This window comes from Pseudomonas sp. R151218B TE3479 (assembly GCF_053629195.1).
This window is the reverse complement of record NZ_JBRJHV010000001.1, coordinates 5246120-5264948: the sequence shown is the minus strand read 5'-3', so window position 1 is coordinate 5264948 and position 18829 is coordinate 5246120. Positions and strand designations below refer to the sequence as shown.

The following is an 18829-nucleotide window of genomic DNA, read 5'->3' as shown; positions in this document are numbered from 1 at the left end:
CGCCCCGGCATCGGGGGATGGCGGGGCGTTTTTTGGTAAGGCTTGAGGGCCTCATCGCGAGCAAGCTCGCTCCCACATGGAGGGCAGGTGTACATGAATCATGGGTTCACCGCCGGCCTCCTGTGGGAGCGAGCTTGCTCGCGATGGCCGCACTGCGGTTTCAGGCCGAATGCCGCACCATGTCCACATGGGGAATCCCTGCTTCCAGGAACTCCTCGCTGACCACTGCAAACCCCAACCGCTCGTAGAATGGCGTGGCATGGACCTGGGCGCTGAGCATCTGCTGCTTGAGCCCACGTTTCTCGGCTTCGGCGATCACTGCATGCATCAACGCATCGCCCACCTTCAGGCCGCGCCAGTCCTTGAGGACCGAGACACGGCCGACGTGGCCGTCGGTCAACAGGCGCGCGGTGCCGATGGGGAAATCCCCCTCAAACGCCAGGAAATGCACCGCGCTCTGGTCGTCGGCATCCCATTCCAGCTCGGGCGGGACGGACTGCTCGGCAATGAACACGGTCTCACGAATGCGCCGGATCTCGGCGTTATCCTTTTGCCAGTCTGCGACACGAACGTGAATTTTATTCATCGGCGAACCCCAGGCTGCCTTGCTTGACCAGCTCGCAGATCAGGCCGCGACCGTCTTCGTCGGCCAACCATGGGCCGAGGTTTTCGATGTGCAGGGCGTCGGCGGCGCAAATCATCTTCAGTAGTTCGCGCAGCTTGCCCGGCAGGTAACGGCTCTGGCCGCTGGCGAACAGCAGCAGGTCATCATCGACTTCCGACCAGGCCAGGCGCGCGCTCGGGTTGCGAATGATCACCGCGCCTTGCTCCAGGCCAGCCAACAGCTCGTCATCTTCCATTTCCGGACCTACCACCAGTTCCGGGTAGCGCGGTTCGGTCATGAACTGGCCGAACCAGGTCAGCAGCAGGCGCTCGTCGCTCATGTGCTCGGCCAGCAGGCCCTTGAGGCGGTCGAGGGCGTCTTGCTGGATCTGGTGCGGGTCGGCCACCGGACGCGCGTCGGCGTCGGTGTAGCGTTCTTCGTCCGGCAGGAACTGGCTCAGGAAGTCGGTGAAGTGGGTCAGCACTTCAGCGGCGCTTGGCGCACGGAAGCCCACCGAGTAGGTCATGCAGTCATCCACGGCCACGCCGCAGTGCGCCAGGCGCGGCGGCAGGTAGAGCATGTCGCCCGGTTCCAGGATCCACTCGTCGGTGGCTTCGAAGTCGGCGAGGATGCGCAGGTCGGCGTGCTGCAGCAGCGGGCTTTCGGAGTCGCACATCTGGCCGATTTTCCAGTTGCGCTGGCCATGGCCTTGCAGCAGGAACACGTCATAGTTATCGAAATGCGGACCTACGCTGCCGCCCGGAGCGGCGAAGCTGATCATCACATCGTCGATGCGCCAGCTCGGCAGGAAGCGGAAGTTCTCCAGCAGTTCGCTGACTTCCGGTACGAACTGGTCGACCGCCTGTACCAGCAGGGTCCACTCGCGCTCCGGCAACTTGCTGAATTCGTCTTCGGCGAACGGGCCGCGACGCATTTCCCAAGGGGTTTCGCCGTGTTCGATCACCAAGCGCGATTCGACTTCTTCTTCCAAGGCCAGGCCGGCCAGTTCATCGGCGTCGATCGGGCTTTGGAAGTCAGGAATCGCCTGACGGATCAGCAGGGGTTTTTTCTGCCAGTAGTCGCGCAGGAATTCCCGTGCCGTGATGCCGCCCAGGAGTTGCAGAGGAATATCAGGATTCATGTGTAACCTATTGAAAAAATATACTTTTCAGACGCGAATAAAAACGCCCGGCGCGGCCGGGCGTCTCAAAGGTAATGCCGTGGATCAGATGCGCTTGGCTTGTGCCGCCGCGTTGCCGATGTAGCTCGCCGGCGTGAGCTTCTTCAGCTCCGCGCGGGCGTCGGCAGGCATGTCCAGCCCATCGATGAAAGTCTGCAGCGCTTCCGGGCTGATGCCCTTGCCGCGGGTCAGTTCTTTCAGCTTTTCATACGGGTTTTCGATGTTGTAGCGACGCATCACGGTCTGGATCGGCTCGGCCAGGACTTCCCAGCAAGCGTCGAGGTCGGCGGCGATTTTCTGCTCGTTCAGTTCCAGCTTGCTGATGCCCTTGAGGCTGGCTTCGTAGGCAATGACGCTGTGGGCAAAGCCCACGCCCAGGTTGCGCAGCACGGTGGAGTCGGTCAGGTCACGCTGCCAGCGGGAGATCGGCAGTTTGCTCGCCAGGTGCTGGAACAGCGCGTTGGCGATGCCCAGGTTGCCTTCGGAGTTTTCGAAGTCGATCGGGTTGACCTTGTGCGGCATGGTCGAAGAACCGATTTCGCCGGCGATGGTCCGCTGCTTGAAGTAGCCCAGGGAGATGTAGCCCCAGATGTCACGGTCGAAGTCGATCAGGATGGTGTTGAAGCGCGCGATCGCGTCGAACAGCTCGGCGATGTAGTCGTGAGGTTCGATCTGGGTGGTGTACGGGTTGAAGCTCAGTCCCAGTTCGTCTTCGATGAAGGCGCGGGCATTGGCTTCCCAGTCGATGTCCGGGTAGGCCGACAGGTGGGCGTTGTAGTTGCCCACGGCGCCGTTGATCTTGCCCAGCAGCGGCACGGCGGCCACCTGGGCGATCTGGCGCTCCAGGCGGTAGACCACGTTTGCCAGTTCCTTGCCCAGGGTGGTCGGCGAAGCCGGTTGACCGTGGGTGCGCGACAGCATCGGCACGTCGGCGAAGCGGATCGCCAGTTCGCGGATGGCTTGGGCGGTCTGGCGCATCAGGGGCAGCATCACCTCATCACGGCCTTCGCGCAGCATCAGGGCGTGGGACAGGTTGTTGATGTCCTCGCTGGTGCAGGCAAAGTGGATGAACTCGCTGACATTGGCCAGCTCCGGCAGCTTGGCCGCCTGCTCCTTGAGCAGGTATTCGATGGCCTTGACGTCGTGGTTGGTGGTGCGCTCGATCTCTTTGACGCGCTCGGCGTGCTCCAGTACAAAGTTTTCTGCCAGCGCGTTCAACACCGCGTTGGCTTCGGCGGAAAACGCCGGCACTTCGCCGATGGCAGGGTGGGCGGCCAGGCGCTGGAGCCAGCGCACTTCAACCAGGACGCGGGCACGGATCAGGCCGTACTCGCTGAAAATCGGGCGCAGGGCCTGGGTTTTGCCGGCGTAGCGGCCGTCAACAGGGGAAACCGCAGTGAGCGAAGAGAGCTGCATGGGGTGTTCTCGGGCAGTCGGGCAACGAAATGGGGCGCGTATCATACATGAAAACACGTGCCGGTCCGTCGCCAACTGACCGGCGTGCTACGCGTAACAAGCTAAAACTGTTTATTACCTGTGGCGAGGAGCAAGCGCCCCCGCCACAAAAAAGCAGGTCGAGGCGACTTATTCGTTGCGCATCAACGGGTAAAGTTCTTTCAGCAATTTGCGGCGGCTGATCACCAGTTGCCAGCGATGGCCACCCAGCTGCCGCCAAAGTCGTGCCGAGCGAATCCCGGCCAGTAGCAGGGCGCGGATCTTCGAGGCATTGCTTGGCTGTTGCAGGTTGCGCATGTCGCCATGCACCTGGATGCGCTGGCGCAAGGTGCTCAGGGTGTCCTGGTACAGCGAACCGCAGGCCGCAACGACGTTTTCGTGAGCCGGGCCGAAGTGCTCGACCTGGGACTGGATCTGCGGCAAGCGTTTGCCGATGGTCTCCAGCAGGTCGTCGCGCTTGGCCAACTGGCGCTCAAGGCCCAGCATCGACAGGGCATAGCGCAGCGGCTCGCGTTGCAAGGCGCTGGGATCGCGCTCCAGGGCGCCGATCAGCGCACGGTAGCCTTCGCGCAGGTTCAGGTCGTCGCCGCCATAGACTTCCAGGGTGTCCTTGGGGTCGCGAACCAGCAGGCTGCCGAGCATGCAGGCCACGCCCGCTTCGGTGGCCTGGCCGGTCTTGGCGATCCTGTCCACCAGCACGGCGGCGAGAAACACGCCGCCCAATGCTGTCAGTTGTTCCTGGATTGCGTTCATACCTGGCTGCTCCAGGGCTCTGCGACTTCGATCACGCCGCCGCCCAGGCAGATGTCGCCGTCATAGAACACCACGGATTGGCCGGGTGTAACCGCCCGCTGCGGGTCATCGAAGGTAGCGCGGTAACCCGTGGCGGTTTTTTCCAGGGTGCAGGGCTGGTCGCTCTGGCGGTAGCGAACCTTGGCCGTCAGGCGGCGTGGTTCGCTGAGGTCGATCGGGTTGACCCAATAGATCTCGGAGGCGAGCAGGGCGCGGGAGAACAGCCAGGGATGGTCGTTGCCCTGGCCGACGATCAACTCGTTGTGCTCCAGGTCCTTGACCAGCACGTACCACGGCTCTTCCCCGGCGTCTTTCAGCCCGCCGATGCCCAGGCCCTGGCGCTGGCCGATGGTGTGGTACATCAGGCCATGGTGGCGGCCGATGACTTCGCCTTCAGTCGTCTTGATCTCGCCCGGCTGGGCTGGCAGGTATTGCTTGAGGAAGTCGCTGAAACGGCGCTCGCCAATAAAGCAGATCCCGGTGGAGTCCTTCTTCTTGGCGGTGGCGAGCTGGTGTTTTTCAGCAATCGCGCGCACTTCGGGCTTTTCCAGTTCGCCTACCGGAAACAGGGTCTTGGCGATCTGCTCGCCGCCGACGGCATGCAGGAAATAGCTCTGGTCCTTGTTCGGGTCCAGGCCCTTGAGCAGTTCGGTGCGGCCATCGATGTCGCGGCGGCGCACGTAGTGGCCGGTGGCGATCAGGTCGGCGCCCAGCATCATGGCGTAGTCGAGGAACGCCTTGAACTTGATTTCGCGGTTGCAGAGGATGTCCGGGTTCGGCGTGCGCCCGGCCTTGTATTCGGCCAGGAAGTGCTCGAACACGTTGTCCCAGTACTCGGCGGCGAAGTTGGCGGTGTGCAGCTTGATGCCGATCTTGTCGCACACGGCCTGGGCGTCCGCCAGGTCATCCATGGCGGTGCAGTATTCGGTTCCGTCGTCTTCTTCCCAGTTCTTCATGAACAGGCCTTCCACCTCGTAACCCTGCTCGATCAGCAGAAGGGCGGAAACGGAAGAGTCCACGCCGCCGGACATGCCGACAATGACGCGCTTCTTGGGTGTGTCAGAAGGGGCTGGATCACGCATAGGGATTCAATGAGTGTCTTGAAAAAGGACGCGATTCTATCAGGCCCGGGCGCGCAAGGCTAAAGAGAAGGACGGATCAGCGTCAGACTGTGGCAATGGCCGGCCAGATAATCGTCGATGCAACGGATGATCAGCTCGCTGCGCCAGTGCTCGCGCCGCTCGAGCAATTCGTCGCGGGTCAGCCATTTTGTACCGAGGATGCCGTCGTCCAACTGATACTCGGGGTGGTGTTGCAAGGCCTTGGCGGCGAAACAGACGCGTTGGTAGGTCACACCGTTGCTGGGGGCGGTGTACAGGTAAATGCCTACCACGGCGGTGGGCTCGACGTCCCAGCCGGTTTCTTCCAGGGTTTCGCGCACGGCGGCCTCGATCAGCGTTTCATCGGGGTCCAGGTGTCCGGCGGGCTGGTTGAGCACCGCGCGTCCGCCCTTGGATTCCTCCACCATCAGGAAGCGGCCGTTGTCCTCGACGATGGTGGCGACGGTGATGTGGGGTTGCCAGTCCATGGAGCTTTCCTCAATGTCAAATTTTGAACACGGGCCCTGTGGGAGCGAGCTTGCTCGCGAAAGCGCTGGGCCAGTCAATAGAGATGTTGAATGATAAACCGCATTCGCGGGCAAGCCCGCTCCCACATTGGGTTCGTGTTTACATTGGAATTATTTGTCGGAAACGCAAACCCCGGCACAAGGCCGGGGTTTGTGGTGTTCCCTTACAACCTTACACCAGCGCAGCAATCGCCGCGTTGAAGGTGGCGCTCGGGCGCATGGCCTTGCTGGTCAGCTCGGGGTTGGCGAAGTAGTAACCGCCGATGTCCACGGGCTTGCCTTGCACGGCATTGAGTTCGGCAACGATCTTTTCTTCGTTGTCGGTCAATGTCTTGGCCAGCGAAGCGAACTGGGCCTTGAGGGATGCATCGTCATTCTGAGCGGCCAGTGCCTGGGCCCAGAACAGGGTCAGGTAGAAGTGGCTGCCGCGGTTGTCGATGCCGCCGACTTTGCGCGAAGGCGACTTGTTGCGGTCCAGGAACTCACCGGTGGCCTGGTCGAGGGTCTTGGCCAGCACCAGGGCTTTCGGGTTGTTGTAGGTCACGCCCAGGTGTTCGAGGGACGCGGCCAGGGCCAGGAACTCGCCCAGGGAATCCCAGCGCAGGAAGTTCTCTTCCAGCAACTGCTGAACGTGCTTGGGGGCCGAGCCGCCGGCGCCGGTTTCGAACAGGCCACCGCCGTTCATCAGCGGCACGATCGACAGCATCTTGGCGCTGGTGCCCAGTTCCATGATCGGGAACAGGTCGGTCAGGTAGTCACGCAGCACGTTGCCGGTCACCGAGATGGTGTCCTTGCCTTCGCGGGTACGGCCCAGGGTGAACTTCATCGCGTCGACAGGCGACATGATGCGAATGTCCAGGCCGCTGGTGTCGTGGTCCTTCAGGTAGGTCTGGACTTTCTCGATGACGACGCCGTCGTGGGCGCGCATCGGGTCCAGCCAGAAGATCGCCGGGGTGCTGCTGGCGCGGGCACGGTTGACGGCCAGTTTGACCCAATCCTGGATCGGCGCGTCCTTGGTCTGGCACATGCGGAAGATGTCACCGGCTTCGACGTTCTGCTCCAGCAAGGTGCGACCGGTGTTGTCCGAAACGCGGACTACGCCGTTGGCCTTGATCTGGAAGGTCTTGTCGTGGGAGCCGTACTCTTCGGCTTTCTTGGCCATCAGGCCGACGTTCGGCACGCTGCCCATGGTGGTCGGGTCGAAGGCGCCGTGTTGCTTGCAGTCTTCGATCACCGCCTGGTAGATGGTGGCGTAGCAGCGATCCGGGATCACGGCCTTGGTGTCGTGCAACTGGCCATCGGTGCCCCACATCTTGCCGGAGTCACGGATCATGGCAGGCATCGAGGCGTCGACGATCACGTCGCTCGGCACGTGCAGGTTGGTGATGCCTTTGTCGGAGTTGACCATCGCCAGGGATGGGCGCGCCGCGTAGACCGCCTGGATGTCGGCTTCGATCTGCGCCTGCTGCTCGGCCGGCAGGGCCTTGATGCGGGCGTACAGGTCGCCGATGCCGTTGTTCAGGTTGAAGCCGATCTGCTCCAGCACTTGTGCGTGCTTGGCCAGGGCGTCTTTATAGAACTCGGCAACGATCTGGCCGAACATGATCGGGTCGGAGACCTTCATCATGGTGGCCTTGAGGTGAACCGACAGCAGCACGCCTTTTTGCTTGGCGTCTTCGATTTCAGCGGCGATGAAGTCGCGCAGGGCGTTTTTGCTCATCACGGCGCAGTCGAGGATCTCACCGGCTTGTACGGTGGTTTTTTCCTTCAGGACAGTGGCAGTGCCGTCCTGGGCGATCAGCTCGATTTTCACACTGCCGGCGGCGTCGATCAGGGCGGCTTTTTCGCTGCCGTAGAAATCGCCGGTGCTCATGTGGGCTACGTGGGACTTGGAGTCCGCGGCCCAGGCGCCCATCTTGTGCGGGTGCTTGCGCGCGTAGTTCTTGACCGACAGCGGTGCGCGGCGGTCGGAGTTGCCTTCGCGCAGAACCGGGTTCACGGCACTGCCCTTGACCTTGTCGTAACGGGCGCGAGCGTCTTTCTCGGCGTCGGTGGTCACGGTTTCCGGGTAGTCCGGCAGTGCGTAGCCCTGGGCCTGCAATTCCTTGATCGCGGCCTGCAGTTGCGGCACCGAGGCGCTGATGTTCGGCAGCTTGATGATGTTGGCTTCAGGTGTAACGGCCAGGTCGCCCAGTTCGGCGAGGTGGTCGGCTACGGCTTTGTCACCCAGTTGCTCGGGGAAGCTGGCCAGGATGCGCCCTGCGAGGGAGATATCGCGGGTTTCCACGGCGATATCGGCCGAAGCGGTAAAGGCTTCGACGATCGGCAGCAGCGAATAGGTGGCGAGGGCAGGCGCTTCGTCGGTGAAGGTATAGATGATCTTCGAGCGGGTGGGCATATTCGGATTAACTCTCTTCTTTGCTAAAGCATGCGCAGAAACTCGAGGGGCGCCGGGTAAGCGCGTTCGTTCAAAGTCTTCCGTGAACCGAATGTCGAGGTTTCTTCGCGGTGATGTTGGGTGCATCAGTCGAGCGTCAAGCGGTTGGGCCGCGGTAACGGTCCGGCTTTAAATTGGCGGAAAGTCCTGTGATAGAGCCGTCAGCCGTCGTGACCCTGTGGTCAGCGGCGGCATTATACATAGGTAGCTGGCGATCTGCCGATGGTTCATAGACTTCCGTACACGTCCATTGGTCTAAACGTCGCAGTACCCTTGGGGCGGACTATGCTCATGTTTGGCGTTTTTCCCTTGGTTTTCAGGGTTGTACTCCGCCAAGTGCGACGCTTTGCCGTTGATGGGCCTAACGTAGGGTTTGCGCGCCGATTCAACTGGGGTACGCTCGAACGCAGCCAGATGTTCAATCCAAGCAATGGAGTTCAGCATGGGGTATCAAAAGATTCAGGTTCCAGCCGTCGGTGACAAAATCACCGTCAATGCAGACCATTCTCTTAATGTTCCCGACAACCCGATCATCCCCTTCATCGAAGGCGACGGCATTGGCGTCGATATCAGTCCGGTCATGATCAAGGTTGTGGACGCTGCGGTTCAGAAGGCCTACGGCGGCAAGCGCAAGATTTCCTGGATGGAAGTCTATGCCGGTGAGAAAGCGACCCAGGTCTACGACCAGGACACCTGGCTGCCCCAGGAAACCCTGGATGCGGTCAAGGACTACGTGGTTTCCATCAAGGGCCCGCTGACCACGCCGGTCGGTGGCGGTATCCGTTCGTTGAACGTAGCGCTGCGTCAGCAGCTCGACCTGTATGTCTGCCTGCGTCCGGTGCGCTGGTTCGAAGGTGTGCCAAGCCCGGTCAAGAAGCCTGGCGACGTGGACATGACGATCTTCCGCGAGAACTCCGAGGACATCTACGCGGGCATCGAGTGGAAAGCCGGTTCGGCCGAAGCCACCAAGGTCATCAAGTTCCTGAAAGAAGAAATGGGCGTGACCAAGATCCGTTTCGACGAGGATTGCGGCATTGGCGTCAAGCCGGTTTCCAAGCAGGGCACCAAGCGCCTGGCTCGCAAGGCCCTGCAATATGTGGTCGACAACGACCGCGATTCGCTGACGATCGTGCATAAAGGCAACATCATGAAGTTCACCGAAGGTGCCTTCAAGGAATGGGCCTACGAAGTGGCGGCCGAAGAGTTCGGCGCGACCCTGCTCGACGGCGGGCCGTGGATGCAGTTCAAGAACCCGCGGACCGGCAAGAACGTCATCGTCAAGGACGCCATCGCCGATGCGATGTTGCAGCAGATCCTGTTGCGTCCGGCCGAGTATGACGTGATCGCCACCCTGAACCTGAACGGTGACTATCTGTCCGACGCCCTGGCGGCGGAAGTGGGCGGTATCGGTATCGCGCCGGGCGCCAACCTGTCCGACACCGTGGCGATGTTCGAAGCCACCCACGGTACCGCGCCCAAGTACGCTGGCAAGGACCAGGTCAATCCGGGCTCGCTGATTCTGTCGGCGGAAATGATGCTGCGCCACATGGGTTGGACCGAAGCGGCCGACCTGATCATCAAGGGCACCAACGGCGCGATTTCGGCCAAGACCGTGACCTATGACTTCGAACGCCTGATGGAGGGCGCCAAGCTGGTATCGTCCTCGGGCTTCGGTGATGCCCTGATCTCGCACATGTAAGCGAATCGGCGCTCAGCGAAAATGCCCGGCTCGAGTGATCGAGCCGGGCATTTTCATTCAGGTGGGGTGGTGACTGCCGGTCAATGGGTCTCGGTGACCCTGACAATGACATTGACAGGGGCGGGCGCATCCTCGGCGAGGACAACCTTGATATTGACCGCGTGCAGGCCCTTGGGCCCCTGGATGACGTTGAATGTTACCGGTTGTCCGGCCTTCAGGGTCTTGTAGCCGTCCATCTCGATCGCCGAAAAATGGGCGAACAGGTCTCCCATATCCTTGCCGTCCGCAAGAATGAAACCGTAACCCTTGGCATTATTGAACCATTTCACCTTACCCTTCATCTTGACGACCGACATAACCCATTTCCCTCTGCAACGCACTCCATCACTGGAGTATCATCCAGTCCATCCGCAGGCTAATCTTGTTAACAGGATAGATTCCACGGACCTTTTTAACCCACGATGGGCTCTATTGGTTGTAACACCGTTTTCCCGATAGTCAAGGTGGCTCCGGTGGTCGTGGTTGAAATCGCCCACAAGCGCCCCCATCACTGTATTCGCCAACTAAACGAACCTTTCTTTCCATGCATGCAGTCAGCCAGATTCGACTAACATTCAATCAGGATCGCCCGGATCTACACGACGACGATTCCGCAGGCATTGCTGTTCAGGAAGCAAAGCCCGCATTACAGGCGCCACCGATGTACAAGGTGGTTTTGTTCAATGATGACTACACACCGATGGATTTCGTCGTCGAAGTGCTCGAGGTGTTTTTCAACCTGAATCGGGAGCTGGCGACCAAGGTCATGCTGGCCGTCCATACAGAGGGACGGGCAGTATGTGGAGTGTTTACCCGCGACATCGCCGAGACGAAGGCCATGCAGGTCAACCAGTACGCCCGGGAAAGCCAGCATCCGCTACTCTGTGAAATCGAGAAGGACGGTTAACGCCGACCACTTGGGTATGAGGTGAAGCTATGTTAAACCGCGAGCTCGAAGTCACCCTCAATCTTGCCTTCAAGGAGGCTCGTTCGAAGCGTCATGAATTCATGACCGTCGAGCACCTGCTGCTGGCCCTATTGGATAACGAGGCTGCCGCCACCGTTTTGCGTGCCTGCGGCGCGAACCTCGATAAACTCAAGCATGATCTGCAGGAGTTCATCGACTCCACCACGCCATTGATCCCCGTGCATGACGAGGATCGTGAAACCCAGCCAACCCTGGGCTTCCAGCGTGTCCTGCAGCGTGCTGTCTTCCACGTGCAGAGCTCGGGCAAGCGTGAAGTCACCGGCGCCAACGTGCTGGTTGCCATCTTCAGCGAGCAGGAAAGCCAGGCGGTGTTCCTGCTCAAGCAGCAGAGCGTTGCGCGTATCGATGTCGTCAACTACATCGCCCATGGCATCTCCAAGGTGCCGGGGCATGGCGATCATTCCGAGGGTGAGCAGGATATGCAGGACGACGAGGGCGGTGAGTCTTCTTCTTCAGGCAACCCATTGGATGCCTATGCCAGCAACCTGAACGAACTGGCGCGCCAGGGCCGGATCGATCCGCTGGTCGGGCGCGAGGCGGAAGTCGAGCGCGTTGCCCAGATCCTGGCCCGGCGTCGCAAGAACAACCCATTGCTGGTGGGCGAGGCGGGCGTGGGCAAGACCGCGATTGCCGAAGGCCTGGCCAAGCGCATCGTCGACAACCAGGTGCCGGACCTGCTGGCCAACAGCGTGGTGTACTCCCTCGACCTGGGCGCCTTGCTGGCCGGTACCAAATACCGCGGCGATTTCGAGAAACGCTTCAAGGCGTTGCTCGGCGAACTGAAAAAACGTCCGCAGGCGATCCTGTTCATCGACGAAATCCACACCATTATCGGTGCCGGGGCGGCGTCGGGCGGGGTCATGGATGCGTCGAACCTGCTCAAGCCGCTGCTGTCGTCGGGTGATATCCGTTGCATCGGCTCGACCACGTTCCAGGAATTTCGCGGAATCTTCGAGAAAGACCGTGCCCTGGCCCGGCGTTTCCAGAAGGTCGATGTGTCGGAGCCTTCGGTGGAAGACACCATTGGCATCCTGCGCGGCCTGAAGGGGCGTTTCGAGCTGCACCACAACATCGAATACAGCGATGAGGCCTTGCGCGCGGCGGCTGAACTGGCCTCGCGCTATATCAACGACCGGCACATGCCGGACAAGGCCATCGATGTCATCGACGAAGCGGGTGCCTACCAGCGCCTGCAGCCCGTGGAGAAACGCGTCAAGCGCATCGAAGTGCCTCAGGTCGAGGACATCGTGGCGAAAATCGCGCGTATTCCGCCCAAGCACGTCACCAGTTCCGACAAGGAACTGCTCCGTAACCTGGAGCGTGACCTGAAGTTGACGGTATTCGGCCAGGATGCGGCCATCGACTCGCTGTCGACCGCCATCAAACTGTCCCGCGCAGGTCTCAAGTCGCCGGACAAACCGGTGGGTTCGTTCCTGTTCGCCGGTCCTACCGGTGTCGGCAAGACCGAGGCGGCGCGGCAGTTGGCCAAGGCGATGGGCATCGAGCTGGTGCGCTTCGACATGTCCGAGTACATGGAGCGCCATACCGTATCGCGTCTGATCGGTGCGCCTCCGGGCTACGTCGGTTTCGACCAGGGCGGCCTGTTGACCGAAGCCATCACCAAGCAACCGCACTGCGTATTGCTGCTCGACGAGATCGAGAAGGCGCATCCGGAAGTCTTCAACCTGCTCCTGCAGGTGATGGACCACGGTACGCTGACCGATAACAACGGGCGCAAGGCGGACTTCCGCAACGTGATCCTCATCATGACCACGAACGCCGGTGCCGAAACCGCAGCTCGCGCTTCGATCGGTTTCACCCATCAGGACCACTCGTCCGATGCGATGGAAGTGATCAAGAAGAGCTTCACGCCTGAATTCCGCAACCGCCTGGATACCATTATCCAGTTCGGTCGCCTCAGTCATGAAGTCATCAAGAGCGTGGTGGACAAGTTCCTTACCGAACTTCAGGCGCAACTCGAAGACAAGCGTGTGTTGCTGGAGGTTACCGATGCGGCCCGCAGTTGGCTGGCCGAAGGTGGTTACGATGTGACGATGGGCGCACGGCCGATGGCTCGCTTGATCCAGGACAAGATCAAGCGTCCGCTGGCGGAGGAGATCCTCTTTGGCGAGCTGGCCGAGCATGGCGGTGTGGTTCACATCGACATCAAGGACGGCGAACTGACCTTCGACTTCGAAACCACGGCCGAAATGGCCTGATCGTTAACTGCAACAAAGCAAAAGGCGCCGAAAGGCGCCTTTTTGCTGTTACTGGCTGTTGTGGGCATGGCACAAGATTGTGTTTCACCGCTAATCCTTTGTGGGAGCGAGCTTGCTCGCGATAGCGGCGGATCAGCTTGCATCGATGCTGAATGGTGCCACCACCATCGCGAGCAAGCTCGCTCCCACAGGGGAGGCTGTGTGTTTCTGAAGGCTGGGGCAAATCGCAGGCAAACAAAAACGCCCGGCATCTAGCCGGGCGTCTTGTATTGACTTGTTAGCGAGCGCGGTAAGTGATGCGCCCTTTGCTCAAGTCATAGGGCGTCAGCTCGACGCGCACTTTGTCACCGGTAAGAATACGAATGTAGTTCTTGCGCATCTTGCCGGAGATATGCGCGGTTACGACGTGCCCATTTTCCAACTCCACACGAAACATGGTGTTGGGCAGGGTGTCGACGACAGTGCCTTCCATTTCGAAGCTGTCTTCTTTCGACATGCAGTAAAGCCCTCGGTATCCAGTGAATGGCCCGGTGCAACTGCGCCAGGCAAAAGCGGCGTGCATTGTGCCCGAAAAAGGGGGGGCAAGCCAAGGGGTTCTAGCTTTATAAGCCGAAGGGATCTAACTCAGGACAACCCATCGCTGGTTGATCAGCAATTCGATAGGCCGATATTGGGTCTTGTAGTTCATTTTCTTGCAGTTCTTGATCCAGTAGCCCAAGTACACCGCTTCCAGTCCCAAGCGCCGGGCTTCATTGATTTGCCAGAGAATGGCATAGCGCCCCAGGCTACGCCGTTCTTCTTGCGGCTCATAAAAGGTGTACACCGCTGAAAGACCGTTGGGCAGCAGGTCCGTGACCGCGATGGCGACCAGTCGCTCCGCCAGCCGGAACTCATAGAAGCGGGAAAACGGCAGGTCACGCACCAGGAAGGTCGAGAACTGATCCCGGCTGGGCGGGTACATGTCGCCATCGGCATGGCGTTGTTCGATGTAGCGTTGGTACAGGTCGAAGTATTCCTCGGTGAACTGCGGCTTGGCCGGGCGCACCTGAAGGTCGGCGTTGCGCTTGAAAATGCGTTTCTGCTGGCGATTGGGCAAAAATTGCGCCACGGGAATACGCGCCGGGACGCAGGCGTTGCAATGCTGGCAATGGGGCCGGTAGAGGTGATCGCCGCTACGCCGAAAGCCCATTTCCGACAGGTCTGCGTAGACATGCACATCCATGGGCTGGCTAGGGTCGAGGAACAGCGTCGTGGCCTGCTCCTCCGGCAGATAACTGCAAGAGTGGGGCTGAGTGGCATAGAACTTCAAACGCGCCAACTCGGTCATGATCGGCCCTCGGAATAAGCTTTGGATTTAATTGTAAGCCAGGAGCGCGAATGTCGCTCAGCAAACCCATGTTGCCTGGTTGGGCAGGTCCAGATGTGCCTTTAGATAGCCGGCAAATTCGGTGCGTGGGATCGATCGCGCGCCCAGGCTGTGCAGGTGCTCGGTGGGCATCTGACAGTCGATCAGCACGAAACCGGCGGCCTTGAGGTGTTGGACCAGGGTGGCGAAGCCGAATTTCGAGGCATTGTCGGCTCGGCTGAACATGGACTCGCCAAAAAACAACTGGCCCATGGCCAAGCCATACAGGCCGCCCACCAGCACCCCCTGGTCCCAGACTTCCACCGAATGGGCGAAACCGCGTCGGTGCAGTTCCAGATAAGCGGTTTGCATGGCGTCGGTGATCCAGGTGCCCTCGGCATAGTCGCGCGGCGCCGCGCAGGCCTGGATGACCGCGGCAAAATCCTGATCGAACGTCACTTCATAGCGCTGCTTGCGCAACAGCTTGCCCAGGCTGCGGGATATGTGCAGTTCGTCGGGAAACAACACCGTGCGTGGGTCCGGCGACCACCACAGGATCGGTTGCCCCTCGGAAAACCATGGGAAGCAGCCGTGGCGGTAGGCCTGGATCAGCCGGTCGGCGGATAGATCGCCACCGGCGGCCAATAATCCGTTGGGATCGCGCATGGCTTTTTCCAGTGGCGGAAATTCGAGGCTGTTGCGTTGTAACCAGGTCAGCATGGGTGTCCGGCTTGTAGAAGGGGAGGGCGGCAGATGCGGGGCTCGCCCGTCAGCGAGCACCCGCCTGGAAGGTTAACCGTCAAACGGCAGGGATGTCATCGAGATACTTCTCCGCGTCGAGTGCCGCCATGCAGCCGGCGCCAGCGGAGGTGATCGCCTGGCGATAGACATGGTCGGCCACGTCGCCTGCGGCGAATACGCCTTCGATGTCGGTCGCGGTGGCGTTGCCTTCGCTGCCGCCGTGTACGATCAGGTAGCCGTCGCGCATCGTCAATTGGCCCTGGAACAGGTCGGTGTTGGGTTTGTGGCCGATGGCAATGAACACCCCGGCGAGGGACAAGGTGCTGGTTTCGCCGGTCTCGCTGTGTCGCAGCCGCGCGCCGGTCACGCCGCTGGCGTCGCCCAGGACTTCATCCAGGTTCTGGTTCCAGTGCAGTTTGATATTGCCACTGGTGGCTTTTTCGAAGAGTTTGTCCTGGAGGATTTTCTCGGCGCGCAGCTTGTCGCGGCGGTGGATCAGGTGCACTTCCCTGGCGATGTTCGACAGGTACAGGGCTTCCTCGACCGCGGTATTGCCGCCGCCGACGACCGCTACCACCTGGTTGCGGTAGAAAAAGCCATCGCACGTCGCGCATGCGGAAACCCCTTTGCCGGCGAAGCTTTCTTCCGAGGGCAGCCCCAGGTACTGGGCCGAGGCGCCGGTGGCAATGATCAGCGCATCACAGGTGTAGATGCCGCTGTCGCCGATCAATTCGAACGGGCGCTGCTGCAACTTGGCGGTGTGGATATGGTCGTAGACGATCTGCGTGTCGAAACGCTCGGCGTGCCGTTGCATGCGCTCCATCAGTACCGGGCCGGTCAGGCCTTCGACATCGCCGGGCCAGTTATCGACTTCCACGGTGGTGGTGAGCTGGCCACCGGCCTGCAGGCCGGTAATGACAACGGGTTTGAGGTTGGCGCGGGCGGCATAGACAGCCGCGCTGTACCCCGCAGGGCCGGAACCCAGAATGATCAGGCGTGAATGCTTCACTTCGCTCATAAAAACACCTCATAAGCCTTTGTCACAAAAGAGAATGCATGGTCCAATTGGCGCAGACAAACCCGTACAATGCCTGGGTTTTGAACGCGGGATAGGCTAAAGATCAAAATTTTCGGCCACGCCTGTAGTTTTCTGGATGCGCCTCACAGTGGTAAAAGTAGTACCGGTTGTGCACATTCACTTTTTTACCTGCTCGTCATGGGCAGTTTTTTATAGTCATTCAACAGATGGACGCGCCGTTGGCGCAGGAAAAGAAGCGTTTTGAAGAAATCCACCGCAGCACCCAAACCAGTCGTTCCGCTCTGGCGCCAGCAACTGCACTACCGGCTCAAGGAAGGTGCATTGATCGCCATCGGTGCCCTGTGCCTGTTCCTGATGATGGCCTTGCTGACCTACGGCAAGGACGATCCGGGCTGGAGCCATAACAGCAAGATCGACGACGTGCAGAATTTCGGCGGTCCGGCCGGCTCCTACAGCGCCGACATCCTGTTCATGGTGTTGGGCTATTTCGCCTACATTTTCCCGTTGCTGCTGGCGATCAAGGCCTACCAGATCTTCCGCCAGCGCCACGAGCCGTGGCAGTGGAGCGGCTGGCTGTTCTCCTGGCGCCTGATCGGCCTGGTGTTCCTGGTGTTGTCGGGGGCCGCGCTGGCCCATATCCATTTCCATACGCCCACCGGTTTGCCGGCCGGGGCGGGTGGCGCGCTGGGGGAAAGCCTCGGCGATCTGGCCAGGAACGCCCTGAACATCCAGGGCAGCACGCTGCTGTTCATTGCGCTGTTCCTGTTCGGCTTGACGGTGTTCACCGACCTGTCCTGGTTCAAGGTCATGGACGTGACCGGCAAGATCACCCTCGATCTGATCGAACTGATCCACGGCGCCATGAACCGCTGGTGGGCGGCGCGCACCGAGCGCAAGCAACTGGTGGCGCAACTGCGGGAAGTCGACGACCGCGTCCACGACGTGGTGGCGCCGACCGTGCCGGACAAGCGTGAGCAGGCCAAGGTCAAGGAACGCCTGATCGAGCGCGAGCAGGCGTTGAGCAAGCACATGTCCGAGCGCGAGAAGCAGGTGCCGCCGGTCATCACCATGGCCCCGGCCAAACCGCCGGAGCAGAGCAAGCGGGTGCAGAAAGAGAAACAGGCGCCGCTGTTCGTCGACAGTGCCGTGGAAGGCACCTTGCCGCCGATCTCGATCCTGGACCCGGCCGAGAAGAAACAGCTCAATTATTCCCCCGAATCCCTGGCGGCCGTCGGCCACTTGCTGGAGATCAAGCTCAAGGAGTTCGGGGTCGAGGTGTCGGTGGATTCGATCCACCCGGGCCCGGTGATTACCCGCTACGAAATCCAGCCTGCCGCCGGCGTGAAGGTCAGTCGCATCGCCAACCTGGCGAAGGACCTGGCGCGTTCCCTGGCCGTGACCAGCGTGCGGGTGGTGGAAGTGATTCCCGGCAAGACCACCGTGGGCATCGAGATTCCCAACGAAGACCGGCAGATCGTGCGCTTCTCCGAAGTGCTGTCGACGCCTGAGTATGACAACCACAAGTCGCCGGTCACCCTGGCCCTGGGCCACGACATCGGCGGCAAGCCGGTCATCACCGACCTGGCGAAGATGCCCCACCTGCTGGTGGCCGGTACCACCGGTTCCGGTAAGTCGGTGGGCGTGAACGCGATGATCCTGTCGATTCTGTTCAAGTCCGGCCCGGAAGACGCCAAGCTGATCATGATCGACCCGAAAATGCTCGAGTTGTCGATCTACGAGGGCATTCCGCACTTGCTGTGCCCGGTGGTCACCGACATGAAGGACGCCGCCAACGCCTTGCGCTGGAGCGTCGCCGAGATGGAGCGCCGCTACAAGCTGATGGCGAAGATGGGCGTGCGTAACCTGTCGGGCTTCAACGCCAAGGTCAAGGAGGCCGAAGAGGCCGGTACGCCATTGAGCGACCCGTTGTATCACCGCGAGAGCATCCACGACGAAGCGCCGCTGCTGCACAAGCTGCCGACCATCGTGGTGGTGGTGGACGAATTCGCCGACATGATGATGATCGTCGGCAAGAAGGTCGAAGAGCTGATCGCCCGTATCGCCCAGAAGGCCCGTGCGGCCGGTATCCACCTGATCCTCGCCACACAGCGGCCGTCGGTGGACGTGATCACCGGCCTGATCAAGGCCAACATCCCGACCCGCATGGCGTTCCAGGTATCGAGCAAGATCGACTCGCGGACCATCATCGACCAGGGTGGCGCCGAGCAGTTGCTGGGGCATGGTGACATGCTCTACATGCCGCCGGGCACCAGCCTGCCGATTCGTGTGCACGGTGCGTTCGTTTCCGATGACGAAGTGCACCGCGTGGTGGAAGCCTGGAAGTTGCGTGGCGCCCCTGAATACAACGACGACATCCTAAACGGTGTCGAAGAAGCCGGCAGCGGTTTCGAGGGCAGCAGTGGCGGCGGTGACGACGACGCTGAAACCGATGCGCTCTATGACGAAGCGGTGCAGTTCGTCCTGGAGAGCCGCCGGGCCTCGATTTCCGCCGTCCAGCGCAAGCTGAAGATTGGCTACAACCGCGCCGCCCGCATGATCGAAGCCATGGAAATGGCCGGGGTGGTGACGGCCATGAACACCAACGGCTCGCGTGAAGTACTGGCGCCGGGCCCGATGCGCGACTAATGACCCGGGCGGCCTGCC

The 18829-nt window shown here is 60.8% G+C and carries 16 protein-coding genes; 4 read left to right on the top strand and 12 right to left on the bottom strand.

Annotated features, from left to right (window positions below; all coding sequences use genetic code 11):
- Window positions 1-160: 160 nt before the first annotated feature.
- The 7 genes from AB7M32_RS22635 to AB7M32_RS22605 form a co-directional block, all read right to left on the bottom strand.
- The gene (locus AB7M32_RS22635; RefSeq protein ID WP_072406821.1) at window positions 161-586 is read right to left on the bottom strand and encodes a GNAT family N-acetyltransferase; all 426 of its coding nucleotides are present in this window, start codon (window positions 584-586) and stop codon (window positions 161-163) included.
- A complete protein-coding gene (locus AB7M32_RS22630; protein WP_454251441.1) occupies window positions 579-1745 on the bottom strand; it encodes a ribosomal protein uL16 3-hydroxylase in 1167 nt (388 codons plus the stop codon). Before AB7M32_RS22630 ends, AB7M32_RS22635 begins: the two co-directional genes overlap by 8 nt.
- 84 nt (window positions 1746-1829) lie before the next feature.
- Window positions 1830-3200, bottom strand: a complete 1371-nt coding sequence (gene purB / locus AB7M32_RS22625) for an adenylosuccinate lyase (RefSeq protein ID WP_454251440.1) — start codon at window positions 3198-3200, stop codon at window positions 1830-1832.
- 168 nt (window positions 3201-3368) lie between these two features.
- Window positions 3369-3992 (bottom strand): high frequency lysogenization protein HflD, encoded by a 624-nt coding sequence (gene hflD, locus AB7M32_RS22620; protein WP_454251439.1) that lies wholly within the window; start codon window positions 3990-3992, stop codon window positions 3369-3371.
- Window positions 3989-5113: a tRNA 2-thiouridine(34) synthase MnmA gene (mnmA, locus tag AB7M32_RS22615; protein ID WP_454251438.1), complete on the bottom strand. Its 1125-nt coding sequence runs from the start codon at window positions 5111-5113 to the stop codon at window positions 3989-3991. Before mnmA ends, hflD begins: the two co-directional genes overlap by 4 nt.
- Window positions 5114-5172: 59 nt before the next feature.
- Window positions 5173-5619, bottom strand: coding sequence for an NUDIX hydrolase (locus AB7M32_RS22610; protein WP_454251437.1), 447 nt, complete (start codon window positions 5617-5619; stop codon window positions 5173-5175).
- 211 nt (window positions 5620-5830) lie between these two features.
- On the bottom strand, window positions 5831-8056 hold the full coding sequence (locus AB7M32_RS22605) for an NADP-dependent isocitrate dehydrogenase (protein WP_454251436.1): 2226 nt from the start codon (window positions 8054-8056) through the stop codon (window positions 5831-5833).
- Window positions 8057-8537: 481 nt separating this feature from the next.
- On the opposite strand from AB7M32_RS22605, the gene icd reads away from it, so the two are divergent.
- Window positions 8538-9794, top strand: a complete 1257-nt coding sequence (icd, locus tag AB7M32_RS22600; RefSeq protein WP_053123183.1) for an NADP-dependent isocitrate dehydrogenase — start codon at window positions 8538-8540, stop codon at window positions 9792-9794.
- Window positions 9795-9874: 80 nt separating this feature from the next.
- On the opposite strand, the gene cspD is transcribed toward icd, so the two are convergent.
- Window positions 9875-10150, bottom strand: a complete 276-nt coding sequence (cspD, locus tag AB7M32_RS22595) for a cold shock domain-containing protein CspD (protein ID WP_454251435.1) — start codon at window positions 10148-10150, stop codon at window positions 9875-9877.
- Window positions 10151-10377: 227 nt separating this feature from the next.
- On the opposite strand from cspD, the gene clpS reads away from it, so the two are divergent.
- Together clpS and clpA are read left to right on the top strand one after the other, a co-directional pair.
- Window positions 10378-10740 carry an ATP-dependent Clp protease adapter ClpS gene (gene clpS, locus AB7M32_RS22590; protein ID WP_003180089.1) on the top strand — a complete coding sequence of 121 codons (363 nt, stop codon included), beginning with the start codon at window positions 10378-10380 and terminating at the stop codon, window positions 10738-10740.
- Between the two features lie 29 nt (window positions 10741-10769).
- A complete protein-coding gene (gene clpA, locus AB7M32_RS22585; RefSeq protein ID WP_072406802.1) occupies window positions 10770-13040 on the top strand; it encodes an ATP-dependent Clp protease ATP-binding subunit ClpA in 2271 nt (756 codons plus the stop codon).
- 277 nt (window positions 13041-13317) lie between these two features.
- On the opposite strand, the gene infA is transcribed toward clpA, so the two are convergent.
- From infA to trxB, 4 genes are all read right to left on the bottom strand, one after another.
- On the bottom strand, window positions 13318-13536 hold the full coding sequence (gene infA, locus AB7M32_RS22580) for a translation initiation factor IF-1 (RefSeq protein WP_002553999.1): 219 nt from the start codon (window positions 13534-13536) through the stop codon (window positions 13318-13320).
- Between the two features lie 123 nt (window positions 13537-13659).
- A complete protein-coding gene (locus AB7M32_RS22575; RefSeq protein WP_454251434.1) occupies window positions 13660-14367 on the bottom strand; it encodes an arginyltransferase in 708 nt (235 codons plus the stop codon).
- 57 nt (window positions 14368-14424) lie between these two features.
- A complete protein-coding gene (aat, locus tag AB7M32_RS22570) occupies window positions 14425-15105 on the bottom strand; it encodes a leucyl/phenylalanyl-tRNA--protein transferase (protein ID WP_454251433.1) in 681 nt (226 codons plus the stop codon).
- A gap of 79 nt (window positions 15106-15184) precedes the next feature.
- Window positions 15185-16144 carry a thioredoxin-disulfide reductase gene (trxB, locus tag AB7M32_RS22565; protein ID WP_454251432.1) on the bottom strand — a complete coding sequence of 320 codons (960 nt, stop codon included), beginning with the start codon at window positions 16142-16144 and terminating at the stop codon, window positions 15185-15187.
- Between the two features lie 261 nt (window positions 16145-16405).
- Between trxB and AB7M32_RS22560 the strand changes: the two genes are divergently transcribed.
- The gene (locus AB7M32_RS22560; RefSeq protein ID WP_072406792.1) at window positions 16406-18811 is read left to right on the top strand and encodes a DNA translocase FtsK; all 2406 of its coding nucleotides are present in this window, start codon (window positions 16406-16408) and stop codon (window positions 18809-18811) included.
- The last annotated feature ends 18 nt before the right edge of the window (window positions 18812-18829 follow it).

Bases quoted from the DNA above. Each gene is read 5' to 3' on its own strand.
- AB7M32_RS22635 (WP_072406821.1), bottom strand. From the start codon at position 586: ATGAATAAAATTCACGTTCGTGTCGCAGACTGGCAAAAGGATAACGCC.
- AB7M32_RS22630 (WP_454251441.1), bottom strand. From the start codon at position 1,745: ATGAATCCTGATATTCCTCTGCAACTCCTGGGCGGCATCACGGCACGG.
- purB (WP_454251440.1), bottom strand. From the start codon at position 3,200: ATGCAGCTCTCTTCGCTCACTGCGGTTTCCCCTGTTGACGGCCGCTAC.
- hflD (WP_454251439.1), bottom strand. From the start codon at position 3,992: ATGAACGCAATCCAGGAACAACTGACAGCATTGGGCGGCGTGTTTCTC.
- mnmA (WP_454251438.1), bottom strand. From the start codon at position 5,113: ATGCGTGATCCAGCCCCTTCTGACACACCCAAGAAGCGCGTCATTGTC.
- AB7M32_RS22610 (WP_454251437.1), bottom strand. From the start codon at position 5,619: ATGGACTGGCAACCCCACATCACCGTCGCCACCATCGTCGAGGACAAC.
- AB7M32_RS22605 (WP_454251436.1), bottom strand. From the start codon at position 8,056: ATGCCCACCCGCTCGAAGATCATCTATACCTTCACCGACGAAGCGCCT.
- icd (WP_053123183.1), top strand. From the start codon at position 8,538: ATGGGGTATCAAAAGATTCAGGTTCCAGCCGTCGGTGACAAAATCACC.
- cspD (WP_454251435.1), bottom strand. From the start codon at position 10,150: ATGTCGGTCGTCAAGATGAAGGGTAAGGTGAAATGGTTCAATAATGCC.
- clpS (WP_003180089.1), top strand. From the start codon at position 10,378: ATGCATGCAGTCAGCCAGATTCGACTAACATTCAATCAGGATCGCCCG.
- clpA (WP_072406802.1), top strand. From the start codon at position 10,770: ATGTTAAACCGCGAGCTCGAAGTCACCCTCAATCTTGCCTTCAAGGAG.
- infA (WP_002553999.1), bottom strand. From the start codon at position 13,536: ATGTCGAAAGAAGACAGCTTCGAAATGGAAGGCACTGTCGTCGACACC.
- AB7M32_RS22575 (WP_454251434.1), bottom strand. From the start codon at position 14,367: ATGACCGAGTTGGCGCGTTTGAAGTTCTATGCCACTCAGCCCCACTCT.
- aat (WP_454251433.1), bottom strand. From the start codon at position 15,105: ATGCTGACCTGGTTACAACGCAACAGCCTCGAATTTCCGCCACTGGAA.
- trxB (WP_454251432.1), bottom strand. From the start codon at position 16,144: ATGAGCGAAGTGAAGCATTCACGCCTGATCATTCTGGGTTCCGGCCCT.